General features: G+C 51.3%; 6 protein-coding genes. 2 read left to right on the top strand and 4 right to left on the bottom strand.

Annotated features, from left to right (window positions below; translation table 11 throughout):
- Positions 1-14: 14 nt before the first annotated feature.
- Both AC04MQ_RS11535 and AC04MQ_RS11530 read right to left on the bottom strand, forming a co-directional pair.
- Positions 15-527, bottom strand: coding sequence for a hypothetical protein (locus AC04MQ_RS11535; RefSeq protein WP_235046297.1), 513 nt, complete (start codon positions 525-527; stop codon positions 15-17).
- An 83-nt stretch (positions 528-610) separates the two neighbouring features.
- Positions 611-3,766 carry a S8 family serine peptidase gene (locus AC04MQ_RS11530; RefSeq protein WP_015090585.1) on the bottom strand — a complete coding sequence of 1,052 codons (3,156 nt, stop codon included), beginning with the start codon at positions 3,764-3,766 and terminating at the stop codon, positions 611-613.
- A 284-nt stretch (positions 3,767-4,050) separates the two neighbouring features.
- Between AC04MQ_RS11530 and AC04MQ_RS11525 the strand changes: the two genes are divergently transcribed.
- A complete protein-coding gene (locus tag AC04MQ_RS11525; protein WP_041577322.1) occupies positions 4,051-4,740 on the top strand; it encodes a MarC family protein in 690 nt (229 codons plus the stop codon).
- Between the two features lie 110 nt (positions 4,741-4,850).
- On the top strand, positions 4,851-5,522 hold the full coding sequence (locus AC04MQ_RS11520) for a hypothetical protein (RefSeq protein ID WP_475392121.1): 672 nt from the start codon (positions 4,851-4,853) through the stop codon (positions 5,520-5,522).
- Between the two features lie 42 nt (positions 5,523-5,564).
- Here AC04MQ_RS11520 and AC04MQ_RS11515 read toward each other — a convergent pair whose 3' ends face one another.
- Positions 5,565-8,390: a BamA/TamA family outer membrane protein gene (locus AC04MQ_RS11515; protein ID WP_015090590.1), complete on the bottom strand. Its 2,826-nt coding sequence runs from the start codon at positions 8,388-8,390 to the stop codon at positions 5,565-5,567.
- Positions 8,391-8,479: 89 nt separating this feature from the next.
- Positions 8,480-16,150 (bottom strand): Calx-beta domain-containing protein, encoded by a 7,671-nt coding sequence (locus AC04MQ_RS11510; RefSeq protein WP_015090591.1) that lies wholly within the window; start codon positions 16,148-16,150, stop codon positions 8,480-8,482.
- Between the last annotated feature and the right edge of the window lie 127 nt (positions 16,151-16,277).

Raw genomic sequence — 16,277 nt, 5'->3', positions numbered from 1 at the left:
AGGGTAAGACCTTTCTAGCGCGTGTAAAGTTCGGACAAGGCCGAATCCAGGTTTTTAAACAGCAGATTCAGGGCCTCTTCATAGGCCTTGGTGATGTCAGTGCCCATTTTGAATCCAAACGGGTGTTTGGTTTCAAAGCAACTGGAAGCTTCGGCTTTGACTTTGGCTTTATTTGGAATTGTCAGAATGCCGGACACCTTCACGCAGCCTTCTTTGAACTGGCCGGTTTGGTAATCTTCAATCGTCAGCAGCATTGAGTTAGCGCCCGGAGTTTTCACCGCCACACCCTGACGTTCCAGAGCTTCGGCAACGGCCCGGCGCACTTCGGAACGCAGTTCATCGCTTTGGGCTTTAACTTCTTCTTTGCGGGCATCCACCACGCTGATGGTCACTTCCTTTTTCGGAAGGTCACGCAGGGGCGCTTGAATATTTTGTGAATTGATAGTGGGAACATCACGAATGCTTTGCCCCTTCATCGCGCAAGAGGAAAGAAGTGCCAAAGCTGCCAATACCAGAAGTTGTTTCATAGCCACCATCCTTGAAAAGAAAAAGGGGGACTTGAGGTCCCCCTGTAAAGTTTATGGATGTTGACGAAAATTTCAAACTAAAATTAATTTTCGTCGCTGAACGTGGCTGGAATCAGCTGGGACTGGTTGTCCTCAAGCAGAACGTCACGAACCGAGCGATTCTGAGGCGCGTAAAGGATCAGGTCACCAGCGCCGTAACCTTTGATCAGGTTCACGGTTGTGCTGGATTGAGCATCCAGTTCGATCACTTCAGGGATCTGGGTGTAGGCTTGAGCATTGGTGTTCACAGAAACCTTTTCCCACTGAGAGCTGTGCTCGCCCAGATAGTCGTCATATTCAATCGCGCCGTTGTCACCGTGGGTTGTAGAAACCTTCAGGCTGATTTCCCCAGTTTCTGCAAAGGACAGCAACGAGATATCAGCCTCGATGATCGCCAGGGTGGAGTTATCGAACACACCCATTCCGCGAATATCCAAAACCGCACCACTGTAGTCTTCTTTGGCTTTGCTCGGATCAGTGGCAAAGTCTGTTTCATACTGACGACGCATTTCACGGGCCTGGTTGCCATCCAATAGCAGGCTGACAAAGTCATCGCCAGTCATGCCCGGCAGGTCGGACGCCGGCAAGCCTGCCAGCTCCTGATCTGCCAAGCCGTCACCGTTGGAATCAATTTGCACGTTCACTTCGCAACGCTGCCAGGTGGTCATGCCTTCATAAAGCTTCAAAGCCACTTGAAGTACGCGGCCTTTGTCGGACTCAATCACACGGTAACCTGCAGACTGAAGGTCACAGTTGCGGTTGTGAACCAGGTCCTGTTTCGGAGATTTCTTGCGACCGTCAGCACCCAAAAGGTTGAACAGGTAAGCTTCACCCGGATTTACGCTGTCATTTTTCAGAACGATTTCCGCCAGACTGCCGGCGCTGTCTGCTTTGGAAGAAGAATGAACCACAACAGGGGACGCCGAGATTTTAGAAATCTTGCGAGTCACCGCCAAAGCCGGCAGTTGCGCCAAAGTTTTGTCCTGAGCCTTGAAGGTCAGGAATCCATCCAGCTCGTCGGTAGAGTTTTGCATCAAAGAGCCGTTGATTTTGCCCTTAACCAGAACAGTTTTGGATTCGCCGGCCGCCAAGGTTACAGTTGCTGCCGTGATTTGCAAAGCCTCAGAGCCAGTCCACTGAGCTGTCAAAGTCACAGTCTCGTCGCTGATGTTTTTAACAACGATTTCTTTAGCCAGGGTCTTTTGTTTTTCAACGTCGGTAATACCAAAAGAAATCACAGACGGAACCGTCACGATTTTGGCATTCAAAGATTCTGCCACCTGGACACGTCCAGCACCCTGACGGCTGACGGAGTAAACCTTTTTGTCCGCCGCGTGGATCACTTTTCCGTGTGCCAGCAGTACTGATTTCAGCTCGGCCGGGCTTAGTGTGCTGTATTTTTGTTTCAGCAACGCCATCACCCCTGCGATGTGCGGGCTGGCCATGCTGGTTCCAGTCATCGTCGCACCTTTGTCACCAGCACCGCGAGCCGCAGAGATGATGTTGGTGCCCGGAGCAGAGATCTCAGGCTTGATGATACCGTCTTCAGAACGGGGACCACGGGAAGAAGACGGGGAGATGGTGTCTGCCATCCACGGTTTTTCAATCTGAGCCGTGGTTTTAAGGTTGGCTTCAACCGGGCCTTGCGCCAATGCCGCCTTGATACGTTTTGCAGATGTCAGGTCAATCATGATGGCTGGGATGTCAAATTTCCCGTCACCACCCATAACGATCGGTGCACCTTCAGCATTGTTGGCAACAACAACGCCGATAGCGCCATTTTCCTGAGCCACTTGAATTTTCACGGAGAAGTTCACTTCACCACGGTCGATGAAGGCGATTTTACCCTGCAGACGAGCTTTGGTCGCTTCATCCAAAGGTTTGGCTGCTGTACCGATATAAACCAGCTCGCCTTTCAAATCAGTCACTTCAGCCAATTGTTTGGTGATGGCGCCTTCAATGGCTTCAACAACCAGGGCTTCGCCGTTAACTGCAAATTCTGCCGCTGGGAAAAGCACGTTTTGGTTCATGTTGTCGATGCTGTTAGCCACGGAAATAGCGTCATCAGAAACAGACGGGGCACCCACGATGTATGGCAAATCACCACTGTTACCCGCGGCCGCCACAACAACAGTTCCCCCGCGCACCAGATTTTTGATTGCGTGATTGTACATGATGTGAGGATTGCCGTAACCGCTGCCCAAAGAAAGATTCACAACATCCAGTTGTTTCTGGAAAGTCAGGTCACCCGTTGGATCTGCCGCATATTCCAGGGCCGCGATCACAACTTCATCACTGGTGGATCCTTTAGCGCCGAAAACTTTGATCGCATAAAGATCCGCATCCGGAGCGACACCATCATACGTGTTCACGCCGTCACCCACACCAGCCACAGTGCCGGCCACGTGGGTGCCGTGAGTTGCTTCGTCCAAAGGGTTCGCATCCGGAACCGGAATGCGCTTCACTGGATTTGGTGCGCCGGAGTTGTACTCAGAACCCACGATGTCGATACCGCCCACAACCTTTTTGTTCGGGAAAGACGGGTGAGTTTCGTTTGGATTGACAGCTTTGTAGGCCTCTTCTGTGCCTTCGCCACCCAGCATTTTATGAGTGTAGTCGACACCTGTGTCGATCACGCCCACACGCATGCCCTGACCACGGATGTTCTGGGCATAAGCGGCTTCAGAACCGATGAATTTCACGGACGTGTTTTTGCCAACCAGGCCTTTCAGGTTGATTTCATCTTCAGAAGGGCGGGCGAAAGAACCCGCTTTTTCAGAAAGAGTGATGTTTGGAACGGCCTTGATCTTTTCATAGACGTTCGCAGGTGCCCAAACCGCAAAACCATTCAGCACCAGTTTGTAGCGAATAAGAACTTTGATATCAGCAGAGATCTTTTTAAGTTCTTCAACAGTGGCTTCCTGTTCCGCCTGAATCGCGGCAAGAAGTTTTTTGTCGATAACCAGTTTGCCGTCTTTTCTTTGCGCTGTTTCCAGCAAAGCCGGATTGGAAAGTTTGACGATAAAGATATACGGATCTTCAACAGTCGGGCGGTTGCTGTAAAGGCCTTCCAGGAAATCTGAATTGAAGATCTGACCTTTCGGAGCTTGAGCCGACGGGCTGCAGGCCGTGAACAACAAAGCTGAAATCAGCAGGGATGAAAAAATTCTTGGTGTTGTCTTCGGTTTAAACGTTCTCATTTAGCGCCCTTTGCTCTCAAGTTGCATTTCAGTGCCATAGCGACACCGAAAAACGGGTTTTGGAATTCCAGTGGGGAATATTCCAAGATCCGTGCCGGGAAAAATGCCACCAGTTTCGGCATTTTTTCTAGTGCTTCGGAGGGCTTAGAGCAAGCATATTGTGGGGATTTGGGGACTATTTGTAGACGCGCAGATTCCAGCACTGACCGCGAAATGCGTGCAGAATCTGGTTGGCTCTGGGGCTCTTCTTAAAGTAGCGTGAATGGATTAAATAGGATTTATCTGTGGAAACGTTGTCGGTTCATTCGTTCTTTCATTTGGTGGCTTTGTCTTTTCTGGCGCTTTTTCCGCCGGTGAATCCCGTTGGCAGTTCGTTGGTAGTCGGGCCCTTTTTTATGGGGCATTCCGCAGAGGTTCGCCGCAAGGCCGCTTTGTCCATTGCGACCTTTTGTCTGGGCCTTTGTTTTGTTGTTGCGATCTTTGGGGTTTACTTCTTCCGTTTGTTTGGAATTTCGACGGCGGTGGTGCAGCTGGCGGGGGGATTTATTATCGCCCGGATGGCCCTGCAAATTCTGTCGAAGTCTGATGAAGAAAGCGACCCTGAAAAAGCTGTGAAGCCTTCTGATCCGGCTCAGTCTTCGTTAATGAGACATTTGTTCTATCCACTGGCTTTTCCTACGACCATGGGTGGGGGGACGATCTCGGTTTTGCTGGCATTAAGTGCCAACAGTTATCATCCCGATGCCGAGATTCATTTGTTTCAGGTCGTGGCCGTTCTGGTGGCCAGTGTGCTGATGTGTGCGCTGGTTTTTGTTTGCTACTATTCGGCGCCGACGCTACTTGCAAGACTCAGTCCCCAGGCGATGCAGGTTTGTAATAAACTGGTGGGTTTTCTCACGTTCTGCGTTGGCTTGCAGATCATAGTCAACGGCGTGATCAGCCTGATAAATATTTACCCTTCGTTGAAACCATAAAAGTCCTGAAAACAACCTTCGGTTTGCGGTCGAGAAATGGATGGGATCCATCGTCCTCGACTTGAGCAAATTGCTTCGTCATACTTACTATGGAACTTCATGAGGTGATTATGATGAAGTTCCCCGTTGTCGTTGGATTGTTTTCTTTAATCCTGACTGCCACTGCATCGGCAGTGGAAATTCCGGTTCAGGCAAGGCTCTTTGCCGGGATGACTCCGGTAGCTCCCGGGCCTCTTAACGACAATCTTGTTACCCAGAATATGAAAAAAATTGAAGGTGTCACTCAGTTGGGAGTGGAGATTACGTATCCAGTTATGAAGTATTTGGATGTCGGGGCACGGTATGCCAAAAAACTGGCAGACAGTGAAGAAAATCCGGCAGATCCCAACACCGATTACACTGCCAAACTTGATCAGGATGCATTCCTGCTGATGGCGCGCGTGCCATTTGTTCGTACCGACATCTATCGTATTGACGGATTTGCCGGGGTGGGCGGAACGAATACCAAAGTCACCATGAAGTCTGCTGCACAAAACGGCGATTACTCCAAAAGTGTGGGTGACAACTGGTACGCTTCACCTTACGCGGCCGCCGGGATTTCTTTGGCTTTGGGTTACAAGCGTTTTTATTTCGTATTCGAAGGTGGAATCGAACACAACAAAATCGAAGATCTGAAACGTTCCGGTACAGTCAGCAGCAGCGTGGATTCGCTGGATCTTTCAGGTTCCTACTTCACAGTGGGAATCATGTTTGACGGGATTCCCGGCACGGTCGGGAAATAGATTCTGAAAAAACAAAAGGCCGGGGAAACCCGGCCTTTTTTATTAGAAGAATGTCAAATTTGTTCCAAGGAAGAATTCCCCTTCGCCTTCAGCCGGGTCGACCTTCTGAATGTAACGAAGTCCGAAATCGATCGGCAGCAAACGGAAGACCACGGTCTGCGCAATCAGCTCGGCCCCGTAACTGTTCAGGTTCGCATCCACGGAAGACAGCATAACTTTGGTGTGATCCAAGTACAGATTTCCATACACGCGTTTGAAATAGATCCATGCGCCCAGGTTGTAATCGGGGTAAGACAGCGGGAACAGATATTCAAAACTGCCTTTCACAAATCTATCCGCCGGAACATAGTCAAAACCGCGGGAATAGATGTATCCCACGGGATTGAACGCGGGTGTCGGGAAGATATAGTTGCCGGTTCCTTCACGGTTTTCCTGACCGTTTCCAGTCAGGCGAATGCCGTTGTTTTCCATAAAGCCTGGCAGATAGAAACGGAGCTGACCGTAGGTGCGATAAGACCCCGGAGCTTCCTCGTCAGACACGCCACTGGCATCTTCATAGAACGCCTGAATGTCCATACCCAACGGCGGCAGCAAGGCACGCGCTTGCGCCTGTTTGGTATAGGCAAACAACACGCCCACTTGCTGATCCACGTAGGTCGAGGCTTGTGAACCTGGCACGGACACTTTGTCCAGGCGATAGCTTTCGGTTTTCAGGATCTTTGCGGAATAATCCAACTGCAGGTAACCGCTGTAGGTTTTGTTTTTAAATGCATAGGGCAGGGCCACACCCAAACCGTAAGAGCCTTCACGCCAGGTCAGTTCCTGCGTGTTGCCGTTGACATCCGCGGCACGATTGCGGATGTCACCCAGGATGCTGAACACCGGCCAGTAGCGCTTAAAGTCGATTTTTACGGAAGTAAACGGAGTGTTTTCCTCGCCATCAGATCCGATGGTGATCATCGAACCAAAATCATGCAGATAGTTGTCCGTCATCAGCGTCAAAGACATCCCGCGGCCGCCAAAGAAGCTCCAGGAATGCGGTGTGAACCCACGGGTGTCAAACATGCCATAGTCGGTTTCAGAGTACTTGTCGGCATTGGCAGTGTAGAATGACTGCTGATCATTCAAAGACACTTGCGGGAACTTGTTGTAATTATCGCTTGGGTTTTCACCCAGATAGTTAAAGTCGACAAGATCGGTGGCAGGAAGCACTTTGCAGGAATTCAAAGGCGCTTTTTGAGTTCTTGCACCATAAGGCGTTTCTTCAGAATACAGGAAGCTTTCGCCATCAAAGGTCGGTGCGTAAGATGAAATTCTGCTGTGCGTGCACTGGGTGAACTGCGTGTTGGCCAAATTCAGGTGAATGATTTCGTTGGCACCCTTGTATTGGGCTTCAAACAAGGCGGCTTTTCCGTCGCTTTGAAGTCCAAACATGTTGTTGCGTGAAAACGGCAGCAGCACTTTGTATTCGGCAGAACCAAAGCGCGCCTGAATCAGGGACTTGTGCCCGGTGTTGTTGGAAGCAATCGCAATGATTTCATCCTGATTGATGGCCACAGCTTCCAGCAGATCCAGGCCTTGCAGCGACAGGGTGCGAAGGGTTTTTCCTTCCAAACTGATTTCATTGATATTCCAGACCATTTTGTCTGTGTATTCCGCTGCCAGAATGGTTTTGCCATTCAGGCTGAATTTCGGATTGTACAAACGCTGAGGTCCGGTGATGTAAGACTGGGATCCATTATCCAAATCCACCAGTACCAGACTTGCCGCCCCTTGATAGCCGTAACGGGGATGAGGCACATAGTCCGTGTAAACTGCGTGGTTTGCAGAGAAATCAATACGACTCAGGTCCTCTGAATACGGAACATCGGTGATTTTTTTATCGCCTTCCGCTGTGGCCTTGTAGATCGCCGGGATGGTGTTCATGTCAAATTTAACAAAATACAGATTCTTGCCAGTCACCTTCGGATTGAAAGTCACCGCATAGTCTGTTTTTGGCAAATCAGGGAAGGCATCTTTTTTCCACGTTTCACGCAGTTCGCTGAAAGTTTCATAGTAGAAAGTTTTAAACTCTGTGCCGGTCAGTTCTTTGAACGCAGATTCCAGACGGAACGGGTGAGGCCCATGAGTGATCTTGTCGGTCAGCTTTTCCCAGAAATCATCACCATATTTTTGATAGGCGCGGGAAATCAGCACATAACCATAAACGTACTGGTTCACCAGGACGTCGCGGTAAGTGCCGTTCACGAATTGATCGTAAGTCGGAGTTTCTCCGCCCAGCAAAATACCCTTCAGGCGAGTCAGGAAACGCGGTGAACGGCCGCGGCCGGCATCCGTGTATTTGGTTTCAGCGTAAACCGCATCCCCTTCTGCCATCCACGGTTTTTTCGAAAGGGCGTCGGCCAGATTCAGGCCCAGGTCCCCGAAAAGGTAATCAAAATAGCGAACGGTGTTTTTGTTGAAATCATCCATTTGTTGCACGTGGCGGTATTCATGGATGGACAGGATCTGCAGCCATTCCAAAGAACCCACGATGGGGCTGTAGGCACCGGCATTAAACCATTCAGTGCGGCGCGGGGCACGGGCCACAAAGCCATTGGGAAGGGCCACTTCGTTTCGGATGATCAGGGTGATTTTCTTGGGTTTGGTGATGCCATAGCTTAAACCCACCACCGAAGAATAGTGCTGAATCAGATTTGCCACATAGATTGCTTTAGGGCGGAACTCTTCCGGATAGATGACTTTTACAAACTCATTTTCAATGCTTTTCCAGTTGTGCGGGGGGCTTTGGGCGTTGTCCAGAACCTGCGCCATCGCAAATCCGGGGAGCATCAAAACACACGTCATCAGAGCCAAAAGAACCTTCATACAGTCACCTCTTAATCCCCCTGTTTTATGGGGGAGAAAGGGCTTAAGCAAGAAGGTGTTTATTGATGCGCAAGGTCGTTTAGCTGAGACTAATTCGGGAATGGGCCCATGGACACCGGCGCCAGGCGGAATGGCTTTCTGTTCGTTCCAAGCTCGCTATTGGTGTCGATACCAGAGCAGTACCAGTTGGTTCCCACTTTACCGCAGATCCCATAAGAGCCTCGAACTTCCAGGTCAGTGACCGTTCCAAAAGCGTTGAGACTGGTAAGTGCGGTGGGTGAATAGTGATATTCATTTGTCTGATAGTCGTTCAGGCCGTGTTGGTCATAGCGGTTGAAGCCCCAGCAATAGGCGGCTCCATTGTTAATGGCACAGTGGTTTGTATAACCGCTGACCAGTCTTGTTACGTTGGTGAAGCTTCCAATATCAATCGGAGTTTTAGCGCTGGTCGTTGTTCCATTTCCGGTAGTTTGCCCCCAGCATTTTATGGAGGTTGTGCCAATACGGGCGCAGGTTCCGTAACTGGAAGCCTGCAGTTCATCAACATTCGTCAAACCGGCAACTTGATGCAGACCAGGTCGGTCCGTATTGTCGCCCATGCCCAGCTGTCCTTGAGAGTTGTATCCCGTACACCAAACAGTTTTGTCAGCCTTTAGAACGCAGCCATGATGGCGACCCATGGTGACAGATACGTTGTTCGTCCCCGCAGAGGTGATCTCTACGGGCGCGTAATAGAAGTCCGCGGCAAGATCAAAGTAAGGAATTATATCCACTTGGCCCCAGCAGTAAAGTTTTCCACCAGCGACGGCGCAGACGGTGCTTCCCATGCTCATCGCGAGTTCAGTGACCCCGGAAGACAAGCCGGCTGGTACATTGGGATTTCCAGATGTGGATCCAGAAGCACGGATATAGTTGCGTCCCCAACATTGAACACCGCCGGAAACGATGGCGCAGGAACCTACGCTGGTGGTCACAATTTTAGTGGCACCGGAAGTCAGATTTTTTACCTGAGTTGGCGCTTGATAAATACGGTCGGTTAGCAGATTTCCAGTTTTGTTATAGTAGCTGTCCCCCAGACACTTGACGGCACCACTGAAGATCCCGCATGCATGCTCTGTGAAAAGGGAAATGGAGCTTGCGCCGCTGAATTTTGGACTGAGAACATGAGCATTGGACTGCAAAGTCTGGGTGTCGCCATGCTGACCGAAACCAGAGAAGCCTGTGCAATAAACCTGTCCGCTGCGCACGAAGCAAGTGTGCGCACCCGTGGAGCCCGCGACCGCGGTGACTCCGCCAGCACCACCTACAACAGGCGTCAAAGGTATGACAGAAGTTCCGGTCGGCTGGTTGATGCCGGCTTCACCAAAGTAGTTTCTGCCTCTGCAGTGTAGATCGCCCGCGATAGCAGCACAGAACTGAATGCCATAGTAAATATCGGTGGATCCGGCCAGTTCCGCCATGAGCAGCGGTGAGGTGACGTCGGCAGTGGTATTACTGACCAGTTGATTGTCTGAGTTGTTACCCCAGCAATAAACCTGATTGGAACTGTTTTTGGCGCAAGTGCCATAATAACCCGCCCAAACATCAGTAACTGTTCCCAGTCCGGCAATGGCAGTTGGAGTACTAACCACAGCAATAGAACCGACACCCACTTCACCGTTGGAGTTTTGACCCCAGCAGTAAAGGGCGCCTGCCTTGATCGCACAGGCATGGAACTGACCATTTACGATTTTTGTGACGCCGGTGTTCAGACTTGGTATTGCCACCGGCACCATCGTCGCTGAGGCCGTTGCAGGATCACCAAGAATGCCGCCTTCTTTTATACCCCAGCAATAAACCGCGCCATTTTGGATGGCGCATGAATTGCCCCAGCCCACGCTGACCTGGGTGACACCGGAACTCATTCCCGTGACCAAAGTAGGCAACAAACGAGTGGATAGAGAGTTTGTCCCGGTGAATCCGCCACCAGGATAGGTGCCGTGATTGCCCTGACCCCAGCAGTACAGAGCGCCGGTGTTTAGCGCCGCACAAACGTTGTTATAGTGAGAGGCAATGGACACAGCTGGGGCCGGCAGGGAAACCTGAAGGGGTGAGGAACTTGGGTAGTAATTTCCTTGTCCCAGTGCACCCGCGCCGTTGTGGCCCCAGCAATAGACATTTCCATTGCTTGTAACGGCGCAGGTATGATTGTCACCGATCACAACATCGGTGGCGTCTTTACCTGCGGGACTGTCGTTGTCGTTGATATAAATATCTGCATTGGAGATATAAGATGTACCACCGGTGATGCCAGTGATTTTAATTGGAATGCGTTTATACAGCTCGTCCGCCGCATTGTTGATGGTGGTCAGACTTCCAAAGGTGATGGACGTCGATCCCGACGGAACCGAAGCTGTACCGGAAGTCACAGCCATCGTATAATCAGTCCCCGAAGTCGCACAATCTACACCCGCGCAAGTGTCACGAGTCCAGTTGATTGCCACAGCACCTTTGTCTGTTGGATGCGACAGGGTTGCCATCAAGCTGGTGGCTGCACCTTCCACAACATAAACATCCTGAATGGTCACCAGCGGTGGAGCTTCGTCATCAGTGATCGTCACAGTGTGAACGGTATTGGCCCCCAAAGAACCGCCCACTGGACCGCTCAACGTAATCTTAAATGTTTCATCATTTTCTTCCGTGCTGTTGTCCAGAATCGGAATTGAAATATTCACTGAAGTACTGCCCGCAGCAATGGTCGCCGTGCCATTCACCGCGGTATAGTCATTGCCCATAGTTGCGGTTGGAGCCGAACCATTGGTATAAGCATAGCTGACGCTGACGGCGATATCCACTGCCGTTGGAATGCTGACCGCCACGGTGTGGGTAGGGTCGTTGTACTCTGAAACAGAGGACGTGGTGTTCGTAAACTGAATCGCCGGAGAATTCTTCGTCCACGTCGCCGTCGTCGCAGCGGCATAAGTCTGCCAATTGCCCGCAGCATCTTTACCCACCACGCACACTTTGATACTGCCATTGGCAACGCCCGCGATATTGTCGGTGATATTGGTGGTGTGAACAACCTCAGAAGAAGAATAGCCCGAAGCCACCGTACAATCCGTGGAACCTGCAACACCCAGTTTGTATTTATATGCAACGACACCACTGCCATTAACGTCAATATTCAGAAGATATTTTGAACTTGAGCCCGTAGGCTGCCCGGAAAGGGTGGCCGTCGGAGGTGTATTGTCAAAGGTGATGGAAGCAGAACTTGCCATCGCACTGACGTTGCCCGCAGTATCTTTCACCCAGGCATACAGGGTTTTTGCCTCATTCACCGTTGTGACTGTGAATGTTGTCGGCAAGGTGGCCCCCGCCGTCCAGGTACAGGACGCCACGGTGGTGTTGTTTTCCATAATACAATAAGTTGTCGGTGAACCACTGACCGTGGAAGTGATATTGAAGGTCGTGCTGTTCGTCGGTGTCGCATTGGTCACGGTGAAGGCCGTGATACTTGGAGCCGTCGTATCAATAACGATATTTTTGTTCGTGCCCAATGATCCCGCCGCGGCAGTGCCAGGCAAAGTCAGGGTCGCATTGTTTGCCGCCGCATCGCGGATGGTGGCTGAACTGATCGTCAACGAATTCGTGGCAGCATAGTTCAGGTCCGCCGCGGTGTCTGTGGCTACAACCGTATAGTTAAATACCAAAACCGTGGTGCCAGAACCCGAGGCATAGGAAGCCGAGCGGGCGGGGGTCGTATTCAAAGCAATCAGCGGGGTGCCCGTGACAGTCACGTTTTCACTGAAGGTCACACGCACGTCGATCACTTCACCCACAGTATAGGAACCATTGGTTTTATTGGAAGTCACATTCGTCACCGTAGGAACGGTCGTATCAACAACCAAGGCACTGGAACAAGCCGACGTGATCGAATTTCCGGCCGTGTCGGTGGAAATAACCTGATAGGTGTAAGTCGTGCCGTTCGCTCCGGTAAAGTTGGAAGTGGTGGCAGCACTGGTCGCAGCGTTTTCAGTGCCGGTATAAGTGTTACAAGCAGTGCCCGTATAGAAGCGCACTTTTTGTGAAGCCAGATCCGTACTGGTTGATTTCGTCCACTGAGCCACAAGGGATGTGGTATTGGTCGGTGTTGTCTGCTGCCAAGCCAGGGAAGCCGCATTCACCGGGGCCGTGATATCGTAGGTCACTGTGGCATCGGTGGTGGATGAAGCGTTGTTCGTGTTTCCGGCAGGGTCACTGACTTTACCGGCTGTGATGGACGGGATCAATGTACCTGCAGTGGTCACCGCGGTGGCTTCCAGGGTCCAAGTGATATTGTCGGCTGTTGTCAGACTCCAGGTGATACCGGATGCCGTACCACCTTGGGTGATGTCGGCGGCAACAAAGGTGCTTGGATTGATGGCTTCCGTAAAGACCACGGTGAATTCAATTGGCAATGCATTTGTCGGGTCGGTTTGACCAGCGGCCTGATTGATCGTCAGGGACGGTTTTGTAGTTTCATAGGTGATCTGATTGTCGGTGCTGGTGCTGGCAGTGTTGTTATTGCCCGCCACATCCGTCAGTTTATTGGCGGTGATGGATGGAATCAGAGTGCCCGGACCCGTGATCGCCGTTGCTTTCAAAGACCAGGTGATATTGTCCGAGGTCGTCAAAGACCACGTAATACCAGTGGCAGATCCGGACTGAGTAATGTCGGCGACGGCAAAATTGTTAACGGCCTCGCTGGCTACGATCGTGAATTCCAGTGGCAGGGTGTTGGTTGGATCGGCCTGACCGGATTTTTGGTTGATGGTCAAGGTCGGCGCCACAAGATCCTGAGTCCAAGTGACACTTGTTGCTGATGTCAAAGCCTGCTCTACAGCGGCAGAGTTCTTACCGATCACGCAGACCTTGATATCTGTGTTACCCAAACCACTGACAGAATCAGTGATATTGGTTGCCACTGGCACGTCGGCAGAATAGCCCGTCGCGACCGCACAATTCGTGGAAGCAGACGTTCCGACTTTATAGCGATAGGTCTGAACATCTGCGCCCGCAACATCAATATTCAAAGTCGTTTGATTGGTTTTACCAGACGGCTGACCAGTGACGGTTGCAATCACCGCGGACGTGTTCACATTAAAGATAAAGTCGTTGTTAGTGGCATTTGTAAAGTTGCCGACAGCATCACGGGCAGAAACGCGGACCGTGTACTGAGTGCCATTTGCCAGCGTGCATCCGGTGAAGGTGTGGGACGTCGTCGCCACCGTTTGTTGCGCGCAGACGGAGGCCGAGGCATCGCTATTGCGAATTTCCACCAGATACTGGGTGCTGCCCGTGGCCGCCGCCCAATGAGCCGTGGCCGTGGATCCGTTGGTCAGCCATTCATCCTGAGTGGAATCAGTTCCACCAGTCACGCCGCCGATAACAAAGGCGTCAGGAGCAAGCGTATCGATAACGATATTTTTATTCGCAGCCAAGGATCCCGTCGTTCCCGGAGCGGGCAGAGTCAGAATCATATCGTTGCCGAAGCTGTCTTTCAGGGTGCTGCCATTTAAATTCAACGCATTGATGGACTCATAATCAAGATCAGAAGAATTGTCGCCCGCTTGAACGGTGTAGTTAAAGACCAACGTGTTGGTGCCGCTGCCACTGCCACTGACATAGGTCGCCACTTGATCAGTGGATCCGGTTTCAATCAATAATTCAGGATTTCCACCAGCCACAGTCACAGCTTCGGTGAACTGCACGGATACCGGAACAACCTGGCCTGCTTTATAGCTGCCGTTTGCCAATGACGAAGTCACTGAAAGCACGGTGCCTGGAAGATCTAGAGTGTAAGAAACTGTTCCGGCCGCGGCCAGAGCATTTCCAGCAACGTCGGTCAGGGTTGCTTTCGCCGTCAAGGTGCAGACCTCGGCATTTGCCGGAGCTGTAGATACGGTCAAATTCACAACGGCCGAGGTTGCGGAAGCAGCAGAAACACCCGCCAAAGAAACCACGCCGCTGCCAGAGCAAGCGATGCCCCAGTTGCTTAAAGACTCCATCGAAGAAGCCAGCATGTCTTCGTTAAAGGTCACTGTCACAGAGGCCGGCAAGCTGGAACGAACGCTGGTGACGGGGCTGAAGGACAGCAACGTTGGCGCTGTGCGATCCATCAGCAGGGCCGTTGAACACGCTGAAACCGAAACGTTGCCAGAGGTGTCGATCACCGTGATGTTGTAACTGTATGTTTCACCATCGGCGCCCACGAAGCTGCGCGAAGTTGCAGAGGTCGTAAGAGCCACCGCAGACCCATCCAGCAAAAGACAGCTCGCGTCCTTATAATACTGGATCTTTTGTTCGGCGATGTCGGTGGATGCGGAAAGACTCCACTGAGCGGTCACAGGGCTTGTTTTGGTCGGGGAGGATTGCTGCCAGGTCAATGAAGTCGGCAGGGCCGGAGCCATCGTATCATAAGTAACCTGATTGTCTGTGGCGGTGGATAAAGTGTTCAGATTGCCCGCAAGGTCAGAGAACTTATCCGCATTGATCACCGGCTGGATCACGCCGTTGTTATCTACTGCTGATACGGTCAGGTCATAGTGAGTGCTGTCGATTTTAGTCAGAGTGTGGCCACTGACCAGGGCTGAGCCCGTGAAGTTCACATCTGAATCCGTCAAAGTGGATTCTGCAATGGGTTCACTAAACACCAACGAAAAACGCACTGGCAAAGCGTTGGTCGGATCGATCTGACCGGTTTTCTGGCTGATCACCACTGCGGGGCGAAGGGTGTCATAGTTCCAGACATAGCTTGTAGCCGACGTCACCGGCTGCCAGAAGTTATTAGAGTCTTTACCGATCGCGCAGATTTTCAAATTCTGATTCGCAAGGGCGGTCAGGCTGTCTTCGATTTTAGTGTTGATTGCGGTTTCAGCAGAATAGCCGGCAGCCACCGTACAATCAGTGCTGGATTGCGGGCCGACTTTGTAACGATAGTGAGTCACGTTGGTACCTGATACGGTGATATCCAGATCATCCACGTTGCTTGGATTTGCAGGGCGACCGCCCAGCACGGCAGCGACCTCAACCCCAAGACCTGTAATGCTTAAGGAATCACTGTCTGCCAGATCGGGATTGGTATAGTTCCAAGTCAAAGTCTGGGAATGAGTGTTCACTTCAGTTGGACTGTAAGTCACCACCACGGTACAGGTTGCGTGTCCGTTCAGGGTGCTTGAACACGTGCCACCGGAACCCGGGAAAGCGCCGCCCTTAAACCCAAAAGGAGCAGACAAAGCTGCCGGTGCAAACCCCTGCGCTGCCGCATCGCCAGAATTTGTGAAGGTCACGGACCTTTCAATGACGGTGTCTTTCAACTGCGGACCGAAATCCAGACTTGCAGCCGAGGCAATTTTCGCGCGGGTGGTTTTGTCTTTTACGACAAAAGTGATCACGCTGCTATCAAGGTTTTCGAATTTTTCACCGGAAAAGCGCAGTTGGAAAGTTTCATCGGCTTCGATTTCGCCGTCGCGCAAAGGTTTGATGATAAAGCTGATCGAGGTCAGGCCTGGTTGCACAATCAGGGTGCCTGCGGAAGCTTCAAAGTCGCCGTCTTCGTCGTTCAGACTCCATTGCAGGTCTTCAGGTTTCAGGGTGATACCGGGAACAGACGGGGTTTCCACCGCCAGTGTGATCTGATGGCCAATGCCTTCATCCAGGTTGATGGTTTTGCCGGCAGCTTCAACGATGATTTTTCGAAGAACTTGATTTTCGCTGAGCAGAGGGGACAACGAAGCATCCATACAACTTGTAAGCAAGAGTACGAGGAAAGCCGTTGAGATGTATTTTAGGTACGTGCTGGCGTGAAACATCTTAAGGTTCTTTTCGGCAGATTTGGTTGAAATGTTAAGTGATTTTTACTGGAAAAAG

The organism is Bdellovibrio sp. MYbb2, assembly GCF_056175685.1.
This window is presented reverse-complemented; position numbering and strand designations above follow the sequence as displayed.